The sequence below is a fragment of the Streptomyces sp. NPDC104814 genome, assembly GCF_055583185.1.
In genome coordinates, this window is the sequence record NZ_JBVJOL010000003.1 from 460,595 (window position 1) to 486,771 (window position 26,177).

Genomic DNA, 26,177 nt, shown 5'->3' on the forward strand with positions numbered 1-26,177 from the left:
GAGGCCCGGGGGATGAGCATCGACTGGAACCGGCGGACGTGCGCGCGGCGCGGCCACGTGACCTACGCGCCGGACGACCCCCGGCTGCGGGTGCGGCTGCACGCCGAGACCGCGCTCGGTGAGGTGTGGCGGTGCCTGCGCTGCGGGGACTTCGTGCTCGGCGAGCCGCACGGCTCCGGGCCGGCCGCCGACGCACCGCTGGTGCCCCGCGGAAAGGTGCTGCGGGACCTGTTCATCCTGCGTTTCCTCGCGATCGAACGGGTGCTGCGCGGGGTGTTCATCGTGCTGGTCGCCGCGGCCGTGTGGAAGTTCTCCAACAGCCAGGACGCGGTGCGCCGGCTCTTCGACGACAACCTCGACGTCTTCCGGCCGGTCTTCCGGCACTTCCACTACGACCTCGACCACTCACCGGTCGTCGGCTCCATCCAGAAGGCGTTCGGCTACAAGCACTCCACCCTGCTGCTGGTCGCCGGCCTCCTGCTCGCCTACGCCCTGATCGAGATCGTCGAGGCCGTCGGCCTGTGGTACGCCAAACGCTGGGCGGAGTACCTGACGGTGGTCGCCACCGCGGCCTTCCTCCCGCTGGAGATCTACGAACTCACCGAGCACATCAGCGCGCTGAAGATCGCCACACTGGTCCTGAACATCCTCGCCGTCCTCTACATCGCGCTGGCCAAGCGCCTGTTCGGCCTGCGCGGCGGCCGGCGGGCCTTCGACGAGGAACGCCACAGCGCCTCCCTGCTGGAGGTGGAGGAAGCAGCGGGCGTACCGGTCTGAGCCCGGCGGGTCCGACGAGTCCGCCGAGTCCGGCTCAGCCGTGAACCGGCCGCGTCCGGCTCACGGCCGTGAACCGGCCGCGGACGCGTCCAGGCGCGTCCGTTCCTCCGCGCTCAGCACCAGATCCGCCGCGGCCGCCGAGTCCCGGACGGTCTCCGGGCGGCTCGCTCCCGGGATCGGGATCACGGACGGGGAGCGGGCCAGCAGCCACGCCAGGCAGACCTGCTGCGGGCTGACCCCGCGTTCCCGGGCCACCTCGTGGAACGCGGCGAAGCGCTCCCCGCCCTCCAGCCGTGACGGCCCGTCCAGCGAGCTGCGGGCGATGCCACCGAGCGGGCTCCACGGCAGGAACGCCAGGCCCAGCTCCGTGCAGAGCGCCAGCTCCGGCTCGGCGGCGAGCACGGCGGGGGAGTACTGGTTCTGCACCGACACCAGCCGCTCGCCGAGCATCGCGCGGGCCTGGCGGATCTGCTCGGCGGTGACGTTGGAGATCCCTGCGTACCGGATCTTCCCCTCGTCGAGCAGTTCGCCGAGGACGCCCACCGACTCGGCGAAGGGGACGGCGGGGTCCGGCTTGTGCAGCTGGTACAGGCCGATCGCCTCGACGCCGAGCCTCCGCAGGGACGCCTCGGCCGCGGACCGCACATGGCGCGGCGAGCCGTCGACCGTCCAGCTGCCGTCGGCCGGCCGGCCCCGGCCGCCCTTCGTCGCCACCAGGACGCCGGAGGTGTCACCGCCGTGGGCCGCCAGCGCCCGGGCCACCAGCAGCTCGTTGTGGCCGGGTGCCGCGCCGGGCAGGTGGTAGGAGTCGGCGGTGTCGATCAGGGTCACCCCCGCGTCCAGCGCCGCGTGCACGGTGGCCAGAGCGCGCCCTTCGTCGGGGCGGCCCTCCAGGGACAGCGGCATCGCGCCGAGTCCCACCGCGCTCACCTTCACCTCGCCGAGCCGGCGCATCCGCATGTCAGGCGTCCTTTCCGAGGGTCTCGGCGACCGCGTCCGGCAGCCACTGCCGGACGTGCGAGAAGGGGAAACCGAGCTGCTGCGCCCGGGAGTTGTCCATGCCGTAGAAGCGCGGGAAGGAGAAGGGGGAGAGCGGGCCGGCCTCCACCGGCCGGAACACGGCCCTGCCCTGCGGCAGATGCTCCTCGATGGCCGCACACAGGTCCTGCGTCGTCAGCACTCCGTGCGAGGCCGCGTTGACCGGGCCGGTGAAGTCCTGGCCCACCGCCCAGAACAGGAAGTCGGCGATCTCCTCGACATGGATGTACGTCGCCGGGTGGCCGGCCGGCGCCACCGCGATCGGCTCGCCCGCCGTGATCCGGTCCGCGTAGTGCGTGAGGCGGCCGGTGAAGTCGTCGGCGCCGCCCAGCACATGGGCCACCCGCACCGACGTCCACGGCAGGTCCTGCGCCGCCGCCGCGAACACCGCCTCCGCCTGCCGCTTGCCCTCGCCGTAGTGGGACTCCAGGAACGCCGCGTCGGCCCAGGGGAGCCGGAGGTCCACGGCCACGGTGCGCGGGTCGACGGCGTCCTCCCGGACGGGCGCGGCGGAGTCCTCGTTCTCGTACACCTCGACCGTCGACGTCATCACGTACCGGCGGGTGCGGCCGGTGAACACCCGCCGCGCGATGTCCGCCTGGCGCGGTGTGTAGCAGACCTGGTCGACGACCGCGTCGAAGTCCGCCGTGCCCAGCGCCGCCCGCAGGGCCGCCTCGTCGTCGCGGTCGGCGACGAGCCGGCGGGCGCCCGGCGGGGACGGTGAGGAACCCCGGTTGAGCACCGTCACGCGATCCCCTGCGGCCAGCAGCCGGTCGATGAGCCGCTTGCCGAAATAGCGATTCCCGCCGATGACCAGAACCTCACGCATCCCGTCCCCCATCGAATGGATCAACGCCCATAATTCTTTCGGCACCGATGTCCGTACTGAAGGGGGAACCGTGGGAGTTCCGGCCGCTGCACCAAAAGAACCCCGGCATCTTCGCGCCGCCGCCAACGAAACGTCGGTGGCCCTGGACGCGCTGGACCGGCAGATCCTCGACCTGCTCCAGACCGACGGCCGGATCAAGCTCAGCGAGCTGGGCCGCCGGGTTCGGCTGAGCCCGGCGGCGGTGACCGAACGGGTCCGGCGGCTGGAGGCAGCCGGGGTCGTCACCGGCTACGGCGCCCGCGTGGCCCCGGCCCGCCTCGGCTACGGCATCCAGGCCTTCATCCGGGTGAACCCGCACGGCGGCTACACCCTCACCCATCCCAGGACCCTGGAGGTCACCGGCCGCCCGGAGATCACCGAGGTGCACCACGTCGTCGGCGAGGACTGCTGGATCCTGAAGGCCGCCGTGGAGGACACCGGCCACCTGGAGGAGGTGCTGGCGCAGATCTCGGCCCTCGGCCGGACCACCACCTCGATCGTGCTGTCCTCCCCGGTGGCGCACAAGCCGCTCCTGCCGCGCTTGCCTTGACGTCGGCGTCAAGGCATACGGTCGCGGACATGCGAATCGGCGAGCTGGCCGCACGGGCCGGGACCACCACGCGCACGCTGCGGTACTACGAGGCACGGGGCCTGCTGCCCGCGCGCCGCGACGAGCACGGGCACCGCAGCTACGACGACGGCGACCTGCGGCTGCTGGAGCAGATCCGCACGCTGCAGGACTTCGGGTTCGAGCTGGAGGAGACCCGGCCGTTCGTGGAGTGCCTGCGCGCCGGGCACCCCGAGGGGGACTCGTGCCCGGCGTCGGTCGCGGTCTACCGGCGCAAGCTGGCCGAGCTGGACGCCCTGATCGGCGAGCTGAGCGGGGTGCGCGCGAGTGTCGCCGCCCAGCTGGCGCGGGCCGAGCAGGCGCTGGGCGAGCTGGCCGTCGAGGCGCTGGTTCCGGGGGGTCCGGAGCCGCGGTGCGAGCTGGGAGGGCAGAGGAAATGATCAAGACGGACGGCGTGACCGAGGTGACGGACGCGGATTTCGCGGACGAGGTGCTGCGGGCGGACCTGCCGGTGCTGGTGCAGTTCACGGCCGAATGGTGCGGGCCGTGCCGGCAGCTCGCCCCCGTGCTCCGCGCCCTCGCCGCCGAGGAGGGCGAGCGGATCAAGATCGTGCAGATCGACGTGGACCGCAACCCGGCGACGACGATCGGATACGGCGTGATGGCCACGCCGACCCTGCTGGTCTTCTCCGGCGGTGAACCGGTGAAGTCGATGGTGGGCGCCCGGCCCAAGCGGCGGCTGCTCCAGGAGCTCGACGACGTGCTCTGAGCACTCCGCGCCCCGGATACCGGAAATCCCCCGAGCAATTGTGCTCGGGGGATTTCTTTCGCTATATTTGTTCATTCGCGACTTCCCTTGGGGGAGGTCACGAAGAGGCTTAAGTGAGCACAGTATATCCGGGCGGGAGCGGAATTGTCAAACACCGAATTTCCGGACGATGAATTGCGGCACGAGCAGGAATTCATCGACGGGTTGTACGCGCGCGTGGACGCGCTGCGCGGAGACACCGAGACCGCCGTCCAGGACGCGCTCGCGCAGGGCGACAAGCCCATGCAGGCCCGCCTGGAACGGGACATCCTCGTCGCCGAACGCTCGGGGCTGCTCGCCGCGCTGAACGCGGTGGACGGTTCCCTGTGCTTCGGCCGGATCGACTTCACCGACGGCACCGGCCACCACATCGGCCGGATCGGGCTGCGCGAGGACGACACCGAGCGCACCCCGATCCTGATCGACTGGCGCGCCGAGGTGGCCCGGCCGTTCTACGTGGCCACCGGGCACACCCCGATGGGCCTGCGCCGCCGCCGGCACATCGCCACCGAGGGACGCGCCGTCACCGCCCTGCACGACGAGTTCCTCGACGTGCGGGACCAGGAGCGCACCGGCCACGAGGACCCCAGCGGCGACGCCGTGCTGCTGGCCGCGCTGAACTCCGCGCGCACCGGCCGCATGAGCGACATCGTGCAGACCATCCAGGCCGAACAGGACGAGATCATCCGCGCGCCCCACCGCGGGGTGCTGGTCGTCGAGGGCGGCCCCGGCACCGGCAAGACGGCCGTCGCCCTGCACCGCGCCGCCTACCTCCTCTACGAGCACCGCGAACTGCTCGCCAAGCGGGCCGTGCTGATCGTCGGCCCGAACCCGGCCTTCCTCGGCTACATCGGGGAGGTGCTGCCCTCCCTGGGCGAGACCGGCGTACTGCTCGCCACGGTCGGCGAGCTGTTCCCCGGCGTGAAGGCGACGGCCACGGACACCCCCGATGCGGCCGCGGTGAAGGGCCGCGCCGAGATGGCCGACGTGCTCGCCGCCGTCGTACGCGACCGGCAGGCGCTGCCCGACCCGGTCATCGCGATCGAGCACGACCGCGAGGTCCTCATGCTCGACGACGGCCTGGTGAACGTCGCCCGGGAGAAGACCCGCGCCGCCGAGCTGCCGCACAACGCGGCCCGCGAGTACTTCGAGGGCCACATCCTCAACACCCTGACCGAGCTGTACGCCGAGCGCGTCGGCACCGACCCCTACGACGGCTCCAGCCTGCTCGACGCGGCCGACATCACCCAGATCCGCGACGAACTCGCCGAGAACCCCGAGGTCTGGGCGGCCGTCGACCGGCTGTGGCCGGTGCTCACCCCGCAGCGCCTGGTCGCCGACTTCCTCGCCGAGCCGGAGGGTCATCTGAGCGAGACGGACGCGGCCGCGATCCGCCGCCCGGTCACCCGGGCCTGGACCACCGCCGACGTGCCCCTGCTGGACGAGGCCGCCGAACTCCTCGGCGAGGACGACCGGCGGGCCCGCGCCCGCGCCGAGCGGGAACGCGAGACGCAGATCGCCTACGCGCAGGGCGTCCTCGACGTCTCCTACGCCTCCCGGACGTACGAGTTCGAGGACAAGGAGGAGGACGACCCGGAGTCCTCCGAGGTGCTGTCCGCGCACGACATCATCGACGCCGAGCGTTTCGCCGAACGCCAGGAGGAGGCCGACCACCGCTCCGCCGCGGAGCGGGCCGCGGCCGACCGCACCTGGGCGTTCGGGCACATCATCGTCGACGAGGCGCAGGAGCTGTCGCCGATGGCGTGGCGGCTGCTGATGCGCCGCAGCCCGACCCGTTCGATGACCCTGGTCGGCGACCCGGTGCAGACCGCCGAAGCGGCCGGTGTCGGCTCCTGGCAGGACATCCTCGCGCCCTACGTCGAGGACCGCTGGGAGCACACCCGCCTCGGCGTCAACTACCGCACCCCGGCGGAGATCATGGAGCTGGCGGCGGCGGTCGTGCGTGCCGGGCACCCCGGCTTCGAACCCCCGCAGTCTGTGCGCTCCACCGGCGTACGGCCCTGGGTACGCGGCACCGACGACCTGCCCGGCGCCGTGGAGAAGGCCGTCGCCGAACTCACCCCGGCGGAGGGCCGGCTCGCCGTCATCGCGCCGCGCGCGCTGCACCGCCGCCTCGCCGCCCGGCTGGACGGCGTCACGGCCGGCGCGGAGCCCGACCTGACACGGACCGTCGTCCTGCTCGACCCGCGCCAGGCCAAGGGCCTGGAGTTCGACTCCGTCCTGGTCGTCGAGCCCGGCGACTACGGCACGAGCGACCTGTACGTCGCCCTCACCCGCGCCACCCAGCGCCTCGGTATCCTGCACACCGGGGAGCTGCCGCAGGGCATGGCCGAAGCGGCCCGCTGACGCACGCCCCGCCGGGTCCGGACCCTTCGGCCCGGCCTCGGCGGGGTTCTTGCCACCGGCGCGCACCCGCCCGCGTGCGCAGCCCAGGGGTCGTGACCTGCCGTCGACCGGGGCGTTCGGGCAGGCCGCGTGTCGGTCAGGCAGGCCGCAGCCACACCGTGGCCAGGGGCGGGAGGGTCAGGCGGATGCTCGCGGGGCGGCCGTGGCAGCCCTGTGGCTCCGGCTTGACCGGGTCGGGGCCGGTGACGTCGCTGCCGCCGTAGCGGGCCGCGTCCGTGTTGATCACCTCGTGCCAGGCGGGGACGTCGTCGGGCACGCCGAGGCGGTAGTCGGGGCGGACCACGGGTGCGAAGTTCGACACCGCGAGCAGCGGGCTGCCGTCCGCGTCGTGGCGCAGGAACGCGAAGACGTTGTCCTCGGCCGCGTCGCCGACGATCCACTGGAAACCGTCCGGGTGGATGTCCCGCTGCCACAGTGCCGGAGTGGACCGGTAGCGGTCGTTCAGGTCGCGGACCAGGTCCAGCACGCCCCGGTGGTCGGGCTCGGCGCCGTAGGACGGGTCGAGGAGCCACCAATCCGGGCCGCGCTCCTCGGACCACTCCGAGCCCTGCGCGAACTCCTGCCCCATGAACAGCAGTTGCTTGCCCGGGTGGGCCCACATGAAGGCCAGATAGGCGCGCAGGTTGGCGCGCTGCTGCCACCAGTCGCCCGGCATCTTCGACACCAGCGACCGCTTGCCGTGCACCACCTCGTCGTGGCTGATCGGCAGCACGTAGTTCTCGCTGTACGCGTACACCATCGAGAACGTCATCTCGTGGTGGTGGTACCTGCGGTGGATCGGGTCATGGCTCACGTACTGCAGCGAGTCGTGCATCCAGCCCATGTTCCACTTCAGCCCGAAGCCGAGGCCGCCGAAGCCGCTCGGGCCCTTGTGGTGCGTGGCCCGGGTGACCCCGTCCCAGGCCGTGGACTCCTCCGCGACGGTCACCACGCCCGGCACCCGCCGGTACAGGGTCGCGTTCATCTCCTGCAGGAACGCCACCGCGTCCAGGTTCTCCCGGCCGCCGTACTGGTTGGGCGTCCACTGGCCGGACTCGCGCGAGTAGTCCAGGTAGAGCATGGAGGCGACGGCGTCCACCCGCAGGCCGTCGATGTGGAACTCCTCGCACCAGTACACCGCGTTGGCGACCAGGAAGTTGCGGACCTCGTTGCGGCCGTAGTCGAACTCCAGCGTCCCCCAGTCCGGGTGGGCGGCCCGCAGTGGGTCGGAGTGCTCGTACAGCGGCCGCCCGTCGAACTCCGCCAGCGCCCACTCGTCCCGCGGGAAGTGCGCCGGCACCCAGTCCATGATCACGCCGATGCCGGCCTGGTGCAGCCTGTCCACCAGGTACCGGAAGTCGTCCGGAGTGCCGAGCCGGGCCGTCGGCGCGTAGAAGCCGGTGACCTGGTAGCCCCAGGAGCCGCCGAAGGGGTGCTCGGCGACCGGCATCAGCTCCACGTGCGTGAACCCGAGGTCCTTGACGTACGCCGGCAGCTGCTCCGCCAGCTCACGGTAGGTCAGCCCGGGCCGCCAGGACGCGAGATGGACCTCGTACACCGAGAACGGCGCCTCGTGCGCGGGCACCTCCGGCCGCCGCGCCAGCCACTCCGCGTCGTTCCACTCGTAGTCCGAGGACGTGATGATCGACGCCGTCTCCGGCGGGACCTGGGTGCGCCGGGCCAGCGGGTCCGCGCGCAGCGTCTTCGAACCGTCCGGCCGCGTGATCTCGAACTTGTACAGCTCGCCCTCGCCGACCCCCGGTACGAACAGCTCCCACACCCCGGTGGAGCCCAGGGAGCGCATCGGGAAGGCGGTGCCGTCCCAGTAGTTGAAGGTGCCGGCCACCCGCACCCCGCGCGCGTTCGGCGCCCACACCGAGAAGCGGGTGCCGGCCACGCCCTGGTGCGTCGTCGGGTGCGCGCCGAGCACCTCCCACAGCTGCTCGTGCCGGCCCTCGCCGATCAGATGCAGGTCCAGGTCACCGAGCGTGGGCAGGAAACGGTAGGCGTCCTCGGTCTCCAGCACGGTGTCGCGGTACGCCACCAGCAGCCGGTACGCCGGAACCTCCCGCAGCGGCAGCAGGCCCGAGAAGAAGCCGTCCCCGTCCGGGTGCAGCTCGGCGCGCACCCCGTCGGCGACAACGGTGACGGACTGGGCGTAGGGCCGCAGCGCCCGCACGAGCACGCCGCCGGCGGCCGGATGGGCGCCGAGCACCGTGTGCGGGTCGTGGTGCGTCCCGGCGAGCAGCCGCTCGCGGTCCCCGTCGTCCAGGGCGGGGGCGAGGGGGACGGGGACGGTGACCTCCGGCTCCGCGCCGGGCGCCGCCGCCTTCCGCGGCACCTCGGGGGCCGGGGCGGTCGTCGCCGCCGCGCCCTCGGCCGGGGCCGTCTGCCGCACGGTCTCCTCGGCCGGGGCCGTCTTCTTCACCGCCTTCGCGGCCGTCGTCTTCTTGGCGGCCTTCTTGGCCTTCTTCGGATCCGAACCGCTGGACTGTCGACGGGGGGTCACGGGGGAGCCTCCTGGAAGGGGACGTCGGTCGGAGGGCGGGCCGGTCAGCTCGGGTCGGGCACGGCGGCGAGGTGCTCGATCGCCGCCATCGGCACCGGCAGCCAGTCGGGGCGGTGCCGGGCCTCGTAGACGACCTCGTAGATCGCCTTGTCGGTCTCGAAGGCGCGCAGCAGCACCGGGTCCGTGCGCGGGTCGAAGCCGCTCGCCTCGGCGTATCCGGTGCAGTACGCGGCGCGGCAGGCGCGCGCCCACTCGGGCGCCGGCGTCTTCGCCGAGTGCGCGGCGTAGTCGAAGGAGCGCAGCATGCCCGCCACGTCCCGCACCACCGGCTGCGGCATCCGCCGCTCGGCCAGCGGCCGGGCCGGTTCGCCCTCGAAGTCGATCAGGGCCCAGTCCCCGGCGGGGGAGCGCAGGCACTGCCCCAGGTGCAGATCGCCGTGCGCGCGTTGCGCGGTCCAGGTGTGCCCCTCGGCGGCCAGGTCGGCCAGCGCCTCGAAAGCGGTCCGCAGCCCCGGCGCGTACGGGCCGAGCACCGGCACCTGCTGTACGGCGCTCTCCAGCCGCTCGATCATGCCGTGGACCAGCGGCTCCAGCTGTGCGTGACCGAGCGTGACGGTCGGCAGCGCCCGGGCCAGCGCCATGTGCACCTCGGCCGTGGCGCGGCCCAGCTCGCGCGCCTCGGCGGCGAAGTCCTCGCCCTTGGCCAGCTGCCGCAGCGCCAGTTCCCAGCCGTCGGCCGCGCCCTGCACGAAGGGCTGGAGCACACCGAGGACGTAGGGCTCGCCGGCCTGGTCCGTCATGTCCTGCGGGTCCGCCTCGATCCACGCGACCGGCGCGGGCACCCGGGCGCAGCCCTCGCGGGCCAGGGCCAGCGGCAGTTCCAGATCGGGGTTGACACCGGGGACGACCCGGCGCAGCACTTTCAGGATGAACGTGTCCCCGTAGACGACGGACGAGTTCGACTGCTCGGCCGTCATCACGCGGGGCACCAGACCGGGGCGTATCTCCGGCTCGGGGACCCGCTCGAAACGCAGCCCGCCGATGCGGGCCTGGGAGCGCAGAGCCTCCAGGAGCACATCGGCGGGCCGGGGGTCGTACAGGGCGTCGTACACCGTGCGTCCGGTGAGCGGGCCGTCGGTGACATGGCCTATCAGCGCGGGCGCCAGCCGGGGCGGCAGCGCCTCGCGCGCGCCTATGAGCAGCTGGTAGCAGTCCCCGGGGTGGGTGTCGGCGGCGCCCAGGGTGCGCGGCTGGTGGGCCCGCACCAGCAGGTGGTACAGGCCCAGGCGGCCGGACGCCGGGAGCAGCTCGGTGGCCGCGACCAGCGAGAAGCCGGTGACGGGGCGGCCCTTCCCCGCGAACCAGCGCTGCCTCGGCAGCCACTCGCGCAACAGCGGATCCAGTGACGCGAGCAGGCCGGGGCTGGTGGTACCCGAGACGGTGACCGTTTCCGCCATGGCGTCACGTCCTTTCCCCGGGGGAGGGGGTGCGGGTGGGGGGCTTACTCTTGCGTGCCCCGGGCGGGGCGGGAGAAACCGCCCCGCCCCGGGTTCTAGGCGCCGCCGTCCTTGCGCAGCCGGAACCAGTAGAAGCCGTGGCCTGCGAGCGTGAGCAGGTACGGCAGCTCCCCGATGGCCGGAAAGCGCACCCCGCCGAACAGCTCGACCGGGTGCCGTCCCTCGAACCGCTGCAGGTCCAGCTCGGTGGGCTGGGCGAAGCGGGAGAAGTTGTGCACGCACAGCACGAGGTCGTCCTCGTACTCGCGCAGGAACGCCAGCACCGCCGGGTTCGACGACGGCAGCTCGGTGTAGGACCCCAGTCCGAAGGCGGTGTTCTGCTTGCGGATCTCGATCATGCGGCGGGTCCAGTGCAGCAGCGACGAGGGCGACGCCATGGACGCCTCGACATTGGTGACCTGGTAGCCGTAGACCGGGTCCATGATCGTGGGCAGGAACAGCCGCCCGGGGTCGCTGGAGGAGAAACCGGCGTTGCGGTCCGGCGTCCACTGCATCGGCGTGCGCACGCTGTCGCGGTCGCCGAGCCAGATGTTGTCACCCATGCCGATCTCGTCGCCGTAGTACAGGATGGGCGAGCCGGGCAGGGACAGCAGCAGCGCGGTGAACAGCTCGATCTGGTTGCGGTCGTTGTCCAGCAGTGGCGCGAGCCGGCGGCGGATGCCGATGTTGGCCCGCATCCGCGGGTCCTTGGCGTACTCCGCGTACATGTAGTCGCGCTCTTCGTCGGTGACCATCTCGAGCGTCAGCTCGTCGTGGTTGCGCAGGAAGATGCCCCACTGGCAGCCCGAGGGGATCGCCGGGGTCTTGGCCAGGATCTCCGAGACGGGGTAGCGCGACTCGCGGCGCACGGCCATGAAGATGCGCGGCATCACCGGGAAGTGGAACGCCATGTGGCACTCGTCGCCGCCGGACTCGAAGTCGCCGAAGTAGTCCACGACGTCCTCCGGCCACTGGTTGGCCTCCGCGAGGATCACCGTGTCCGGGTACTGGGCGTCGATCTCCTTGCGCACCCGCTTCAGGAACTCGTGCGTGGCGGGCAGGTTCTCGCAGTTCGTGCCCTCCTCCGCGTAGAGGTACGGCACCGCGTCCAGCCGGAAGCCGTCGATGCCCAGGTCCAGCCAGAACCGCAGCGCGGAGATCATCTCCTCCTGCACGGCCGGGTTCTCGTAGTTCAGGTCCGGCTGGTGGGAGAAGAACCGGTGGAAGAAGTACTGCTTGCGCACCGGATCGAAGGTCCAGTTCGACACCTCGGTGTCGACGAAGATGATCCGCGCGTCCTGGTACTGCTTGTCGTCGTCGGCCCACATGTAGTAGTCGCCGTAGGGCCCGTCGGGGTTGGCGCGCGACTCCTGGAACCACGGGTGCTGGTCGCTGGTGTGGTTCATCACGAAGTCGATGATCACGCGCATGCCGCGCTGGTGGGCGGCGTCCACGAACTCCACGAAGTCCGCCAGGTCACCGAACTCGGGCAGCACCGAGGTGTAGTCGGCGACGTCGTAGCCGCCGTCCCGCAGGGGCGACTTGAAGAAGGGCGGCAGCCACAGGCAGTCGACGCCCAGCCACTGCAGATAGTCGAGTTTGGCGGTCAGGCCCTTGAGGTCGCCGACGCCGTCGCCGTTGCTGTCCTGGAAGGAGCGGACGAGGACCTCGTAGAAGACGGCACGCTTGAACCAGTCGGGGTCCCGGTCCTTCGCCGGGGTGTCCTCGAAGGTGTCCGGGACGGGTTCGTTGACGATCATTTTGTGGGTGACCCTCCGGTCTGCGGGATGGACGGTCGCAGGACGGTGAAGACATGCGCGGGCCTCAGGCCCGGTTCGAGTCGCACGTAGTTGGCCCTGCCCCAGTGATAGGTCTCGCCGGTGAGCTCATCGCGCACCAGCGTCATCTCGTGCCAGTCCAGGCCGAGTTGCGGCATGTCCAACGAGACCGTGGCCTCCTGGGTGTGGTGGGGATCGAGGTTCGCCACCACCAGAACCGTGTTCGAACCGCTCCGCTTCGAGTACGCGATGACGGCGTCCTGGTCGGCGTGGTGGAAGTGCACGTCACGCAGCTGCTTGAGGGCCGGGCTGCGGCGCCGGATCTCGTTCAGCCGGGTGATCAGCGGGGCGATGGTGCGGCCCTCGCGCTCGGCCCCCTCCCAGTCACGGGGCCTGAGCTGGTACTTCTCCGAGTTCAGATACTCCTCGCTGCCCGGTTTCAGCGGGGTGTTCTCGCACAGCTCGTAGCCGGAGTAGATGCCCCAGGTGGGGGAGAGGGTCGCGGCCAGCACCGCACGCACCTCGAAGGCGGGCCGCCCGCCATGCTGGAGATAGGCGTGCAGGATGTCCGGGGTGTTGGCGAAGAAGTTCGGCCGCATGTAGGAGGCCGCCTCGCCGGACAGCTCGGTGAGGTACTCCGTCAGCTCCTGCTTGTCGTTGCGCCAGGTGAAGTAGGTGTACGACTGCTGGAAGCCGATCTGGGCCAGGGTGTGCATCATCGCCGGGCGGGTGAACGCCTCGGCCAGGAAGATCACGTCCGGGTCGGAGGCGTTGATGTCACCGATCACGCGCTCCCAGAACACCACCGGCTTGGTGTGCGGGTTGTCGACGCGGAAGATCCGCACCCCGTGGTCCATCCAGTACCGCAGCACCCTGATGGTTTCGGCCACCAGGCCGTCCATGTCGGCGTCGAAGGCGATCGGGAAGATGTCCTGGTACTTCTTCGGCGGGTTCTCGGCGTAGGCGATCGTCCCGTCGGGGCGGTGATGGAACCACTCCGGGTGCTTCTGCACCCACGGATGGTCGGGGGAGCACTGGAGCGCGAAGTCCAGCGCGATCTCCAGACCGTGCGAGCGGGCCCGCTCCACGAACCAGTCGAAGTCCTCGATCGTGCCCAGCCGCGGGTGGACCGTGTCGTGGCCGCCCTCCGGGGAGCCGATCGCCCACGGCACGCCCACGTCGTCCGGCTCGGCGGTGAGGGTGTTGTTCCTGCCCTTGCGGAAGGTCGTGCCGATGGGGTGGACCGGCGGCAGATAGACGACGTCGAAGCCCATCGCGGCGATCTTCGGCAGCCGCCGGGCGGCGGTGCGGAAGGTGCCGTGCGGCTGCTCCGGCGTGCCCTCCGAGCGCGGGAAGAACTCGTACCAGGACCCGAACAGCGCCCGCTCCCGCTCCACCTGCAGCGGCAGGGGGTCGGAGGCGGTGACCAGGTCGCGCAGCGGATGCGCGGCCAGCACCGCGTCCACCTCCGGGGTCAGCGCGGCCGCCAGCCGGGAGGCGGAGGGCCGGGCCTCGTCGCGCAGGGCGGCGGCGGCCTCCCGCAGGACGGCCCGCTGCTCGCCGCTCAGGGGCTCCGCGGCCCGCTCGTACAGCCGTGCGCCCTCCTCCAGGACCAGCTCGGTGTCCATGCCGGCCGGAATCTTGATCTTGGCGTGGTGACGCCAGGTGGTGACGGGGTCGCTCCACGCCTCCACGGTGTACGTCCACCGGCCGGGCGCCCCGGCGGTCACCGTGGCCCCCCAGCGGTCCGTGCCGGGCGCCAGCTCCCGCATCGGCGTCCAGGGGCCCGCACGGCCGTCGGGGTCCCTCAGGACGACATTGGCGGCGACGGCGTCATGGCCCTCACGGAACACCGTGGCCGAGATCTCGAACGACTCACCGGTCACCGCCTTGGCGGGACGGCGGCCGTGCTGGACGACCGGGCGGACGTCCAGCACGGGTATCCGGCCGACGGCCGTGGCCGGCGCGGACCGGGTGGGCACGGCGGTGCGCGCGGCCGCGTCCGGGGGTGACTTCGGTGGTGCGGCGGTGCTCGGGGACGGAGGTGCTGACGAGTGGTGCGTGGCGGGCATGACCGCTCCTGTCCGCGTCAACGTGGGTGGGCGGATGGCTGTGGGGAGGTCTGGTCTGCAGTTGTGCCAAGAGGGGTACCCCGGTAACTACCGGAGGAGCCTTCCCACACTCTTCTGGTGGGCAATCCGGCACTTTGTTAACTACTCACGCGTATGTCTACGCAGAAGACCGGATCGTTTCCAGCCGGGTGTCCACACACCGGGTCGATTCAGGCCGAACGGGGGTCAGCGGGCCCGGTCCCCGGCGAGGCGGGCACCCGCGCCGGTACCGTCGTAAGGGACGAGCCGGCACATCCCGGTGTGCCGGCGGCAGCCACTCGCGTCGAGGTGACTTGTGAAGGCGATCCGTCGATTCACCGTCCGACCCGTCCTCCCCGAACCCCTGCGTCCGCTCAGCGACCTGGCGCGTAATCTGCGCTGGTCGTGGCATACGGAGACCCGTGACCTGTTCCAGTCGGTGGACCCCGAGCAGTGGGCCGCGTCCGGCGGCGACCCGGTCCGGCTGCTGGGCAGCGTGCGCGCCGCCCGGCTGGCGGAACTGGCCCAGGACCGCCGCTTCCTGCGCCGCCTCACCGCGGTCGCCGGAGATCTGCACGACTATGTGAGCGGCGACCGCTGGTACCAGGCCCAGTCCGGCGACCTGCCGGCCGCCGTCGCCTACTTCTCGCCCGAGTTCGGCATCACCGCCGCACTGCCCCAGTACTCCGGCGGTCTCGGCATCCTGGCCGGCGACCACCTCAAATCGGCCAGCGACCTCGGCGTCCCGCTGATCGGGGTGGGGCTGCTCTACCGGCACGGCTACTTCCGGCAGACCCTGTCCCGGGAGGGCTGGCAGCAGGAGCACTACCCCGTGCTCGACCCCAACGAGCTGCCGGTGACCCTGCTGGAGGAGGCCGACGGCACCCCCGCCCAGGTCTCCCTCGCCCTGCCCGGCGGCCGCTCGCTGCTCGCCCGGATCTGGGTCGCCCAGGTCGGGAGGGTGCCGCTGCTGATGCTGGACTCCGACGTCGAGGAGAACGACCTCGGCGAGCGCGGCGTCACCGACCGGCTCTACGGCGGCGGCAGCGAGCACCGGCTGCTGCAGGAGATGCTGCTCGGGATAGGGGGTGTCCGGGCGGTACGGACGTACTGCCGGCTGACCGGGCATCCGGACCCGGAGGTCTTCCACACCAACGAGGGGCACGCCGGGTTCCTCGGCCTGGAACGCATCGCCGAGCTGTGCGACACCGGCCTGGACTTCGACTCCGCGCTGGAGTCGGTGCGGGCCGGCACGGTGTTCACCACGCACACGCCCGTCCCGGCCGGCATCGACCGCTTCGACCGCGAACTCCTCGCCCGGCACTTCGGGCCCGACGCGGAGCTGCCGCGCATCGACGTCGACCGGGTGCTGCGGCTCGGCATGGAGACGTACCCGGGCGGCGAGCCGAACCTGTTCAACATGGCCGTGATGGGGCTGCGGCTCGCCCAGCGCGCCAACGGCGTGTCGCTGCTGCACGGCCGCGTGAGCCGGGAGATGTTCTCCGGACTGTGGCCGGGATTCGACCCCGAGGAGGTGCCGATCACCTCCGTGACCAACGGAGTGCACGCGCCGACCTGGGTGGCGCCCGAGGTGTTCCGGCTCGGCGCCCGGCAGATCGGCGCGCAACGCGCCGAGGACGCGCTGACCGTGGGCGGCTCCGACCGCTGGGACTCCGTCGCGGACATCTCCGACCAGGAGATCTGGGAACTGCGCCGGGATCTGCGCGAGCAGCTGGTGACCGAGGTACGGCAGCGGCTGTGGGCGTCGTGGCGGCAGCGGGGCGCGGGCGCGGCGGAACTGGGCTGGATCGACGGCGTCCTCGACCCGGACGTGCTGACCATCGGGTTCGCGCGGCGGGTGCCGTCGTACAAGCGGCTGACGCTGATGCTGCGGGACCGGGACCGGCTGATGGAGCTGCTGCTGCACTCCGAGCGGCCGATCCAGATCGTCGTCGCGGGCAAGGCGCATCCGGCCGACGACGGGGGCAAGCGGCTGGTGCAGGAGCTGGTCCGGTTCGCCGACGATCCGCGGGTGCGGCACCGGCTGGTCTTCCTGCCGGACTACGGCATGGCGATGGCGCAGAAGCTGTACCCCGGGTGCGACGTCTGGCTGAACAACCCGCTGCGGCCGCTGGAGGCCTGCGGCACCTCCGGGATGAAGGCCGCGCTGAACGGCTGCCTGAACCTGTCCGTGCTGGACGGATGGTGGGACGAGTGGTTCCAGCCCGACTTCGGCTGGGCCATCCCCACGGCCGACGGCGCCGGCACCGATACCGACCGGCGGGACGATCTGGAGGCGGCCGCGCTGTACGAGCTGCTGGAGCAGCGGATCGCTCCGCGGTTCTACGAGCGCGGGCGGGGCGGGCTGCCGGACCGGTGGATCGAGATGGTCCGGCAGACGCTGACGCACCTCGGGCCGAAGGTGCTGGCGGGACGCATGGTGCGGGAGTACGTGGAGCGGCTGTACGCGCCGGCGGCGCAGGCGCACCGGGTGCTGCGGCCGCAGGTGGCGCGGGAGCTCGCGGAGTGGAAGGCGCGCGTCCGCGGGGCCTGGCCTGCGGTGTCCGTGGACCACGTGGAGACGTCGGCGACCAGCGCGACGGCGGAGCTGGGGACGACGCTGACCCTGCGGGTGCGGGTGCAGCTCGGTGATCTCGGGCCGGACGACGTGGAGGTGCAGGTCGTCTCCGGGCGGGTGGACGCGGAGGATCGCATCACCGGGGGGACGGCCGTCCCGCTGAAGCCGGTGGGCGGGCCGGACGCGGAGGGGCGGTGGAACTACGAGGGGCCGCTGTCGCTGGAGCGGACCGGGCCCTACGGGTACACCGTGCGCATCCTGCCGTCGCATCGGCTGCTGGCGGCCGGGGCGGAACTGGGGCTGGTGACTGTGCCGGCGGAGGAGATGGGGGAGGGCGGGGTGTTGTTGCGGTAGGGGTACCTGCGGCGCGGTGCCCGCGGCGCCGGGTGCGTCGAAGGCGGGGGGCCGGGGCGGTCAAGCGCCCCGAAGGGGCGCGGGGAACTGCGCGACCAGCCACAACGTACCCGCTGACGACGTACGACCCGGCGCCGCAGGCAACCGGCTAGGACTCGTCCTGGGGGGCGACGAGTTTGCGCAGTACCGTGCCGCAGCGGTGGGCGTAGGCGTGCTGGAAGGCTCGGGTGGCCGCGCCGCCCGCCTTGGCGTACCACTTCGCCGGGCGGCTGAAGGCGGCCACCGTCAGCCAGACCGTGCCGTCTCCTGTGCGGTCGACGATGAAGGCCTCCTCGCCGCATTCGGGATGGCCGGGGAGGGTGCCGTAGGCCCAGCCGGCCCGGCGGGGCTCGTCCGTCGTCCAGACGATGCGGCACGGGGCCTTGATCATGCCGGCGAGGGTGACGGTGACGTCGACGCCCTCGGCGGCGCGGTCCGCGCTCGCGTCGATGCCCACGCCCAGTTCCCGGTGCATCTCCCAGGTGAGGACCGCGTCGGCGGCCCGGCGGAAGACCGCCTCGCCCTCGCCGAGGCGGGTACGCACGTGCAGGGGGCGGAAGCCGGGCGGGCAGGCGGCGAGGTCCTCGCGGGTCGCGCCGACCGCCTCGTACGTGAAGGACATGGGGCCCAAGCGTACGGCGGCACCCGGAACCCGTGGGTTCCGGGTGCCGCCGGGTTGCGCTAGTTGACGTTGACCGCCGTCCAGGCGGCTGCGACCGCCTTGTACTCGGCGCTGGTGGAGCCGTACAGCGCCGATGCCGCGTTCAGGGTCGCCGTGCGGGCGGCCTTGTAGTTGGTCGTGGACGTCATGTACGTGGTGAGCGCCTTGTACCAGATCTGCAGCGCCTTGGCGCGGCCGATGCCGGTGACGGCCGAGCCGTTGTAGGTCGGCGAGTTGTAGCTGACGCCGTTGATCGTCTTGGCGCCGCTGCCCTCCGACAGGAGGTAGAAGAAGTGGTTGGCGACACCGGACGAGTAGTGCACGTCCAGGTTGCCGACCGAGGAGGACCAGTAGTCGGCGGAGCCGCCGTCCTTGCTGGGCTTGTCCATGTAGCGCAGCGGGGTGCCGTCGCCGTTGATGTTGATCTTCTCGCCGATGAGGTAGTCACCGGGGTCGGAGGCGTTGTTCGCGAAGAACTCCACGCCCGTGCCGAAGATGTCGGAGGTGGCCTCGTTCAGGCCGCCCGACTCGCCCGAGTAGTTCAGGCCGGCGGTGTTGGAGGTGACGCCGTGGCTCATCTCGTGGCCCGCGACGTCGAGCGAGGTCAGCGGGTCGGCGTTGCCGGAGCCGTCGCCGTAGGTCATGCAGAAGCAGCTGTCGTCCCAGAAGGCGTTCACGTAGGCGTTGCCGTAGTGGACGCGGGAGTAGGCGCCGACGCCGTTGTTCTTGATGCCGCTGCGGCCGAAGGTGCTCTTGTAGAAGTCCCAGGTCTCGGCCGCGCCGTAGGCGGCGTCGGCGGCCGCGGTCTGGTCGGAGGACGAGGTGGAGGCGGTGCCCGTGCCGAAGACGTTGGTCGAGTTGGCCACCAGGGTGCCCGTACCGGACGTCTTGCGCGCCAGGTTGTAGGTCTTGTGGTTGCCCCGCGCGGTGTCGGTGAGCTGGTACGTGGAGCCCGACTGCACGGAGTTGAGGCTGACCGTGCCGGAGTACAGCGTCTTGCCGGTCGCGTTCTCGATGCCCTGGTACTCGAAGAGCTTCTTGCCGGTGGCCGCGTCGGTGATGACGTGCAGCTGGTTCGGGGTGCCGTCGTCCTGCAGGCCGCCGACGATCGTCTCGTAGGCGAGGACCGGCTTGCCGGTCGCCGCCCAGATCACCTTGCGGGAGGAGTCGGCGGCGGTCCTCTGCGAGCCGGCCGCCCGGGCGGCGGTCAGCGCCTGCGTCTCGGCCTTGGCCGGCGTCAGGGCCGGGGTGAGCGAGGCGACCTTGATGGTGGCGTTGACGGCCTTGGTGACGCCCTTGGCCGCACCGGACGCCGCCTGGTGCACGATGAGGTCGCCGCCGAGGACCGGCAGGCCGCCGTAGGTGCGCTCGTAGCGGGTGTGCGTGGTGCCGTCGGCGTCTCTGACGACGTCCTTGACGATCAGCTTCTCCTGGGCGCCGAGGCCTATCTGCCGGGCGGTGCTCGCGGCGTCGGCCTGCTTCTCCTGGATGAGGGAGGCGTGGACGGCCGGGGACAGCTGCGCCGGGGCGGCCGCAAGCGGGGCCGACGTCTGGGCGGCTGCGGAACCGGTGGTCAGACCGGTGGTGAGAAGGGCTCCGGCCGCGACGGCGGTGGCGATGGCCAGAGTGGTGCGCTTGTGACGCGCGAAGGGGCTGGACACACAAGCTCCTTGTGGGGGAGACCGGCCGGTTGTGGGGCAACCGGCCGAGGTGGTCGTGAGGTTGTGCGGCGGGTGAGGGAAGACTGGCACCTCGGGCGCGTACATGTCATGACCCCGAGGTGATGTTGGCCGAAAGTTGACTGTCCGGTAAACATTGCCGAAATGTAAAAAGCGGGCGCCGCCCCGGGAGTTGCACCACCGGGGCGGAACCCTGCTCGTGCGACGGCGGTTTACGGGAAGGTCAGCTTCCAGCCGTCGATGTAACCGGTGTCGTAGGTCGCCACGTCCTGGACGCGCAGCTTCCAGGTGCCGTTGGCCGCCTTGGTGGACGCGTTGACCGTGTACGTCGCGTGCACGTCGTCCGCCGAGTCCGAACCGCTGGAGTTCTTCAGGCGGTACGCCGTGCCGTCCGGGGCCAGCAGGTCGATCACCAGGTCACCGCGCCAGGTGTGCACGATGTCCACCGTCACCTGGAGGTTGGACGGGGCGTTGCCGGTGCGTCCGGTGACGTTGATGGAGGACGTGACGGCCGGGCCGTTGTCCGGAATCGAGACGTCGGTGGTGTTCTCGAACACCGTGCCGCCACCGCCGCCGCCACCGCCCGAGCGGGAGCCGACCGCGACGGCCGCCCACGCGTCCTGCACCGCCTTGTACTCGGCGGACGTGGTGCCGTACAGCTCACCGGCCGCCGCCAGGGTGCCGGTACGGGCGGCCGCGTAGTTCGTGGTGGAGGTGAACTTCGTGGTCAGCGCCCGGTACCAGATCTGCAGTGCCTTGTCGCGGCCTATGCCGGTGACCGGAAGTCCGTCCGCGGTGGGCGAGTTGTAGCTGACGCCGTTGATGACCTTGGCGCCGCTGCCCTCCGACAGGAGGTAGAAGAAGTGGTTGGCGACACCGGACGAGTAGTGCACGTCCAGGTTGCCGACGCCCGAGTACCAGGAGTCGGCCGAGCCGCCGTCCTTGCTGGGCTTGTCCATGTAGCGCAGCGGGGTGCCGTTGCCGTTGATGTCGATCTTCTCGCCGATGAGGTAGTCACCGGGGTCGGACGCGTTGTTGGCGTAGAACTCCACGCCGGTGCCGAAGATGTCGGAGGTGGCCTCGTTCAGGCCGCCGGACTCCCCGGAGTAGTTCAGGCCGGCGGTGTTGGAGGTGACGCCGTGGCTCATCTCGTGGCCGGCCACGTCGAGCGAGGTCAGCGGGTCGGCGTTGCCGGAGCCGTCGCCGTAGGTCATGCAGAAGCAGCTGTCGTCCCAGAACGCGTTGACGTACGCGTTGCCGTAGTGCACCCGGGAGTAGGCGCCCACACCGTCGTTGCGGATGCCGGAGCGGCCGAAGGTGTTCTTGTAGAAGTCCCATGTCACGGCGGCGCCGTAGTGCGCGTCGGCGCCCGCGGTCGCGGCGTTCGACGTGGTGCCGTTGCCCCAGGTGTTGGTCGTCTGGGAGAACAGCGTGCCGGTGCCGGACGTGCCGTGGTTCAGGTTGTACGTCTTGTGGCCGCCGCGGTCGCCGTCGTTCAGCGTGTACGTCGAACCCGACAGGGTCGTCGTCAGCGGGACACTGCCGCTGTACTGCGTGTTGCCGGTGCCGGTCGCGTTCTCGATGCCCTGGTACTCGAAGAGCTTCGCCCCGGTGGCCGCGTCGGTGATGACGTGCAGCTGGTTCGGGGTGCCGTCGTCCTGCAGGCCGCCGACGACCGTCTCGTACGCGAGGACCGGCTTGCCGCTCGCGGCCCAGATCACCTTGCGGGAGGAGTCGGCCGCCGTCCTGGAGGAGCCGAGGGCCTTGGCGCGCTGCACGGCCCGCTGCTCGGCGGTCGCCCGGGCGATCTTGCCGGTCAGGTCGGCGACCTTCAGCTGGGCGTTCGTCGCCTTGATGACGCGCTGCGTCTGCCCCTTGGCGCTGTCCACGACCAGGTCGCCGCCGAGGACGGGCAGGCCGGCGTAGGTGCGCTCGTAGCGGGTGTGCAGCGTGCCGTCCGCGTCCTTGATGACGTCACGGACGACGAGCTTCTCCTGCGCGCCCAGACCGATCCGCGTCGCGGTCTGCGCCTTGGCGGCGTCGGCGTCGCGCAGCAGCTCGGCGCGCTGCGAGGCGGAGAGCTTGGCGGCCATGTGGGCGGGGTTCGCCTTGCCGGCTACCGGGGCGGAGGGGGCGGCGCTCGCGGCACCCGACTGGACGGCCGCGGCGAGCAGGGCGGAGACGCCGACGAGGGCGACACCGGCCGCCCGGCGGTGCAGGGTGTGGGAGGTGCGTCTGCGCGAGGAACTGCTTCTCAACACTGACTCCTTCTGCGTGGCCACGGATCGCGCGGCCAGGGGAGACCGGGCGGCCGATCGAGCCGTCCGGGCAGAACTGGGAGGTGCGTGAACACACGTGCGGCAGTGCGATCGGCGACGGCACAGCGGGGTGGGTCTGTGGGGTTGCTGTGCAGTGGCCGTGGGAAGAGTGGCAGGAGATCTCGGCTCCTGTCAGGAGCGCGTCAGGAAGTTGGCTGGAAATCGTCCGTTGACCGGATGTTCATGTTCGGTATGCGGACTGTTGGTCCGCCGGTCGCACGGTCGGACGCGGGCCGGGTGTGCGGACACGGCGGCACGGCCGGCGCGCAGAACGCCGGCGCCGGCCGGAATCCCCCACGAGCGACGGCTCAGCCCGGGGCGCCGCCGGGACGCGGCGACCCCGATGACCGCGCCGAGCGCCGCCGGCCGTCAGGCCAGGCTCTCCCGCCACGCCCGGTGCAGATCCGAGAACCGGCCCGTGCCCGCGATCAGGTCGGCCGGGGTGCCGTCCTCCACGACGCGGCCGTGCTCCATCACCAGCACCCGGTCGGCGATCTCCACCGTCGACAGCCGGTGCGCGATCACCACAGCCGTACGCCCCTGCAGGACCGTCGTCATCGCCCGCTGCACCGCCCGCTCCCCGGGGATGTCCAGCGAACTGGTCGCCTCGTCCAGGATCAGCACGGCGGGATCGGCCAGCAACGCCCTTGCGAACGCCACCAGTTGTCGCTGCCCCGCCGAGATACGACCGCCTCGTTTGCGTACGTCGGTGTCGTAGCCGTCGGGCAGCGCGCTGATGAACTCGTGCGCGCCGATCGCCTTCGCGGCCTGCTCGATCTCCTCCCGGCTCGCCTCCGGGCGGCCGATGGCGATGTTCTCGGCGACCGTGCCGGAGAACAGGAACGCCTCCTGCGTCACCATCACCACCCCGCGCCGCAGCTCCGGCACGGCCAGCTCGCGCAGGTCCACGCCGTCGAGCAGCACCCGCCCCTCGGTCGGGTCGTAGAACCGGGCGAGCAGCTTGGCCAGCGTCGACTTACCGGCGCCCGTCGAGCCGACGACGGCCACCGTCTGCCCCGCCGGCAGCGTCAGGTCGAAGCGGGGCAGCACCTCACCGCCGGTGCGGTAGGCGAACCGCACGCCGTCGAAGACGACCTTACGGCCGGGATGGTCACCGGCGAGCGGCGGCAGCTCCCTCGGCTGCGACGGCTCGGGCACGGTCGGCGTCTGGGCGAGCAGCCCGGCGATCTTCTCCAGCGACGCGGCCGCCGACTGGTAGGAGTTCAGGAACATCCCGAGCCGGTCGATCGGGTCGTACAGCCGCCGCAGATACAGCACCGCCGCCGCCAGGATGCCCAGCTCCAGCGAGCCGTCGGCCACCCGGTAGGCGCCCCACAGCACGATGGCGGCCACCGCCGTGTTGGCCACCAGACGGGAGCCGACGACATAGCGGGCCATCTCCAGCAGCGCGTCGCCGTTGGTGCGCTCGTGGCGGCGGTTCAGCACCCGGAACTCGGCGTCGTTGGCCTTCTCACGGCGGAAGGCGCGCACCGGCCGGATGCCGTTCATCGTCTCCACGAACTTCACGATCACCGAGGCGATCGCCGTGGACCGCTGCCGGAACACCTCGCCCGCCCGCCGCTGGTAGACGCGCACCAGCAGGTACAGCGGCACGAACGAGGCCACCGCGACCGCGCCGAGGCCGAGATCCAGCCACAGCAGCATGGCCGAGATGTAGACGAACGACAGGACGACCGTCACCAGCTCCTGCAGGCCCTCGCTGAGCAGCTCCCGCAGCGACTCCACGTCCGTGGTGGAACGGGAGATCAGCCGGCCCGAGGTGTAGCGCTCGTGGAAGTCGATGCTGAGCGCCTGGGCATGCCGGAAGATCCGGCCGCGCAGATCGAGCAGCACGTCCTGGTTGACCCGTGCCGAGGCGGCGATGAACACGAACTGCAGCGCCCCGGACACGGCCGCGCACAGCAGGTACCCGACGGCGACCGCGATCAGCGGGCCGTGCCGGTCGTGGCGGAACGCCGGTACGGCGCTGTCGATGGCGTACGCCACCAGCAGCGGGCCCGCCTGCACGGCCGCCTGCTGGAGCAGCAGCACCAGCGTGGTGAGCGCGACCCGCGCCTTCATCGGCGCGAGCAGGGAGCGCAGCAGCGCGGCGGTGGCGCCCGGCGGGGACGGCAGGACATCGCGGTCGAAGGGGTCGCCGTCGTGTCCCGGGCGGGACGGCTCGCCCTCGTCGGCGGTGGGGACGGACGTCGTGGGGGCCGTCATCTCTCGTCCTCCTCCGGGCGGTCCAGGCCCGACATCAGGTGCGCGTACTCGGAGTTGGTGTGCAGCAGCTCCTGGTGCGTGCCGACGGCGGCGATCCGGCCGCCCGACAGCAGCGCGACGCGGTCGGCGAGCAGCACGGTGGAGGGGCGGTGCGCGACGATCAGGGCCGTGGTGTCGGCGAGCACCTGGCGCAGCGCGGCCTCCACGGCGGCTTCCGTGTGCACGTCCAGCGCCGACAGCGGGTCGTCCAGGACGAGGAAGCGGGGCCGGCCGACGACCGCGCGGGCCAGCGCGAGACGCTGGCGCTGGCCGCCGGACAGGCTCAGGCCCTGCTCGCCGACCTGGGTGTCGCGGCCCTGCGGCAGGGCGTGCACGAAGTCGGCCTGGGCGACCGCGAGGGCGCGCTCCAGCTCGGGCGCGCCCGCCTGCCCCCCGGCGCCCATCAGCACGTTCTCGCCGACGCTCGCCGAGAACAGGGTGGGCTCCTCGAAGGCGACGGCCACCTTCGCGCGCAGCTCCTCGCGGGGCATGGCCGTGATGTCCTCGCCGTCCAGCGTGATCCGGCCGCTCGTCACCTCGTGCAGCCGCGGGACGAGCGCGGTCAGCGTCGTCTTGCCGCTGCCGGTGCCGCCGACGAGGGCCATGGACTCGCCGGAACGGATGTGCAGATCGACCCGGTCGAGGACGGGCGGGGCGTCGGCGGGCGCGTCCGGGTAGCGGAAGGTGACGTTCTCGAAACGCAGCCCCTCGTCGCCGTACCGCCGCCGCTCCGCGGTGACCTCGGACGACTCCGGCCGCTCGTCCATCACCTCGAAGTAACGTTCCGTCGCTGTCGCCGCCTCCTGGCTCATCGCCAGCAGGAAGCCGATCGACTCCACCGGCCATCTGAGCGCAAGGGCCGTGGACAGGAAGGCCACCAGCGTGCCCGTCGACAGATCGCCTTCGGCGACCTGCACCGCCCCCACCACCAGCGCCGCCCCGATCGCCACCTCCGGCAGCGTCACGATGACCGCCCAGATCACCGCAAGCAGCCGCGCCTTGCGCAGCTCCGTGCCCCGCAGGGTGTGCGACAGCTTCCGGAAGGCCCGCGCCTGGCTGCGGTGCCGGCCGAAGCCCTTGATGATCCGGATGCCGAGCACGCTCTCCTCGACGACCGTCGTCAGATCGCCGACCTGGTCCTGCGCGAGGCGCGCCACATCGGCGTACCGTCTCTCGAAGACCATGCACATCGCGATCATCGGGACCACCGGGCCGAGGATCACCAGCCCCAGCGTCCAGTCCTGGGCCAGCATGATCAGTACACCGACGACGATCGTCACGCCGTTGACGAGCAGGAACGTCAGCGGGAAGGCGAGGAACATGCGCAGCAGCATCAGATCCGTGGTGCCGCGCGACAGCAGCTGCCCGGACGCCCACCGGTCGTGGAAGGCCACCGGCAGCCGCTGCAGATGCCGGTAGAGATCCGCCCGCATCTCCGCCTCGACGTGCGACAGCGGCCGGGCCACCAGCCACCGCCGCAGCCCGAACAGCAGCGCCTCGGCGAGTCCGAGCAGCAGCAGGTACAGCGCGCCGAGCCACACCCCGGCCGGGTCCCGGTCGGCCACCGGACCGTCCACCATCCACTTGAGCACGAGCGGGATCACCAGCCCCACCAGGGAGGCGACGATCGCGACGAACGCCGCCGCGGACAGCCGCGCCCGCACGGGCCGCACATACGGCCACAGGCGCAGCAACGTCCGTACGGCGGACCGGTCCCGGGTGGTTGCACGTGTCGTGGACATCAGCAGCGAGCCTACGGATTGCCACTGACATCGCCCACCGAGTTTCGGACGGACCGGGCTCCGCCGCTGGACCTACGACCAGGCCGAGCGGCCGGCTCGCGCGCGGGAGGTGACGTCGCGGCGCCGAGGACGAGGGACGTCGCAGCGCCGAGGACGAGGTGACGTCGTAGTGCCGCATCAACCGATCGGCTGATGCCGGTTCG

The 26,177-nt window shown here is 71.6% G+C and carries 17 protein-coding genes; 6 read left to right on the plus strand and 11 right to left on the minus strand.

The genetic code is table 11. The features are described from left to right. The first annotated feature begins 12 nt into the window (after positions 1-12). Positions 13-777 carry a DUF2127 domain-containing protein gene (locus tag ACZ64A_RS15260; RefSeq protein ID WP_469810685.1) on the plus strand — a complete coding sequence of 255 codons (765 nt, stop codon included), beginning with the start codon at positions 13-15 and terminating at the stop codon, positions 775-777. A 60-nt stretch (positions 778-837) separates the two neighbouring features. Here ACZ64A_RS15260 and ACZ64A_RS15265 read toward each other — a convergent pair whose 3' ends face one another. After that, entirely contained in the window at positions 838-1,737 is a 900-nt protein-coding gene (locus ACZ64A_RS15265; protein WP_469810686.1) for an aldo/keto reductase, read from the minus strand. 1 nt (position 1,738) lies between these two features. Then, the gene (locus ACZ64A_RS15270; protein ID WP_469810687.1) at positions 1,739-2,644 is read right to left on the minus strand and encodes an NAD-dependent epimerase/dehydratase family protein; all 906 of its coding nucleotides are present in this window, start codon (positions 2,642-2,644) and stop codon (positions 1,739-1,741) included. Positions 2,645-2,780: 136 nt separating this feature from the next. Between ACZ64A_RS15270 and ACZ64A_RS15275 the strand changes: the two genes are divergently transcribed. The 4 genes from ACZ64A_RS15275 to ACZ64A_RS15290 all read left to right on the plus strand — a co-directional run bounded on the left by ACZ64A_RS15275 (position 2,781) and on the right by ACZ64A_RS15290 (position 6,426). Next, entirely contained in the window at positions 2,781-3,233 is a 453-nt protein-coding gene (locus ACZ64A_RS15275) for an Lrp/AsnC family transcriptional regulator (protein WP_469810688.1), read from the plus strand. Between the two features lie 29 nt (positions 3,234-3,262). After that, entirely contained in the window at positions 3,263-3,691 is a 429-nt protein-coding gene (locus ACZ64A_RS15280; protein ID WP_469810689.1) for a MerR family transcriptional regulator, read from the plus strand. Continuing rightward, positions 3,688-4,020 carry a thioredoxin gene (gene trxA / locus ACZ64A_RS15285; RefSeq protein WP_469810691.1) on the plus strand — a complete coding sequence of 111 codons (333 nt, stop codon included), beginning with the start codon at positions 3,688-3,690 and terminating at the stop codon, positions 4,018-4,020. The genes ACZ64A_RS15280 and trxA overlap by 4 nt, the downstream gene beginning before the upstream one ends. 174 nt (positions 4,021-4,194) lie before the next feature. Next, entirely contained in the window at positions 4,195-6,426 is a 2,232-nt protein-coding gene (locus ACZ64A_RS15290) for a HelD family protein (protein ID WP_469810837.1), read from the plus strand. Between the two features lie 136 nt (positions 6,427-6,562). On the opposite strand, the gene glgB is transcribed toward ACZ64A_RS15290, so the two are convergent. From glgB to ACZ64A_RS15310, 4 genes are all read right to left on the minus strand, one after another. Continuing rightward, the gene (glgB, locus tag ACZ64A_RS15295; protein ID WP_469810692.1) at positions 6,563-8,974 is read right to left on the minus strand and encodes a 1,4-alpha-glucan branching enzyme; all 2,412 of its coding nucleotides are present in this window, start codon (positions 8,972-8,974) and stop codon (positions 6,563-6,565) included. 44 nt (positions 8,975-9,018) lie between these two features. Then, positions 9,019-10,431, minus strand: a complete 1,413-nt coding sequence (locus ACZ64A_RS15300; protein ID WP_469810693.1) for a maltokinase N-terminal cap-like domain-containing protein — start codon at positions 10,429-10,431, stop codon at positions 9,019-9,021. A 95-nt stretch (positions 10,432-10,526) separates the two neighbouring features. Next, positions 10,527-12,230: a maltose alpha-D-glucosyltransferase gene (gene treS / locus ACZ64A_RS15305; RefSeq protein WP_469810694.1), complete on the minus strand. Its 1,704-nt coding sequence runs from the start codon at positions 12,228-12,230 to the stop codon at positions 10,527-10,529. After that, positions 12,227-14,320, minus strand: a complete 2,094-nt coding sequence (locus tag ACZ64A_RS15310) for an alpha-1,4-glucan--maltose-1-phosphate maltosyltransferase (RefSeq protein WP_469810695.1) — start codon at positions 14,318-14,320, stop codon at positions 12,227-12,229. The genes treS and ACZ64A_RS15310 overlap by 4 nt, the downstream gene beginning before the upstream one ends. A 334-nt stretch (positions 14,321-14,654) precedes the next feature. Here ACZ64A_RS15310 and ACZ64A_RS15315 point away from each other — a divergent pair, with 334 nt between their 5' ends. After that, entirely contained in the window at positions 14,655-17,270 is a 2,616-nt protein-coding gene (locus ACZ64A_RS15315) for a glycosyltransferase family 1 protein (RefSeq protein WP_469810697.1), read from the plus strand. A gap of 148 nt (positions 17,271-17,418) precedes the next feature. Here ACZ64A_RS15315 and ACZ64A_RS15320 read toward each other — a convergent pair whose 3' ends face one another. The 5 genes from ACZ64A_RS15320 to ACZ64A_RS15340 all read right to left on the minus strand — a co-directional run bounded on the left by ACZ64A_RS15320 (position 17,419) and on the right by ACZ64A_RS15340 (position 25,974). Continuing rightward, a complete protein-coding gene (locus tag ACZ64A_RS15320) occupies positions 17,419-17,931 on the minus strand; it encodes a DUF1990 domain-containing protein (RefSeq protein ID WP_469810698.1) in 513 nt (170 codons plus the stop codon). Positions 17,932-17,990: 59 nt separating this feature from the next. Further along, positions 17,991-19,631, minus strand: coding sequence for a M4 family metallopeptidase (locus ACZ64A_RS15325; RefSeq protein WP_469810699.1), 1,641 nt, complete (start codon positions 19,629-19,631; stop codon positions 17,991-17,993). A gap of 230 nt (positions 19,632-19,861) precedes the next feature. Beyond that, on the minus strand, positions 19,862-21,907 hold the full coding sequence (locus ACZ64A_RS15330; protein ID WP_469810700.1) for a M4 family metallopeptidase: 2,046 nt from the start codon (positions 21,905-21,907) through the stop codon (positions 19,862-19,864). 429 nt (positions 21,908-22,336) lie between these two features. Beyond that, positions 22,337-24,193 carry an ABC transporter ATP-binding protein gene (locus ACZ64A_RS15335; protein WP_469810702.1) on the minus strand — a complete coding sequence of 619 codons (1,857 nt, stop codon included), beginning with the start codon at positions 24,191-24,193 and terminating at the stop codon, positions 22,337-22,339. Next, complete coding sequence (locus ACZ64A_RS15340) at positions 24,190-25,974, minus strand: ABC transporter ATP-binding protein (RefSeq protein ID WP_469810703.1); 1,785 nt, start codon at positions 25,972-25,974, stop codon at positions 24,190-24,192. The genes ACZ64A_RS15335 and ACZ64A_RS15340 overlap by 4 nt, the downstream gene beginning before the upstream one ends. Between the last annotated feature and the right edge of the window lie 203 nt (positions 25,975-26,177).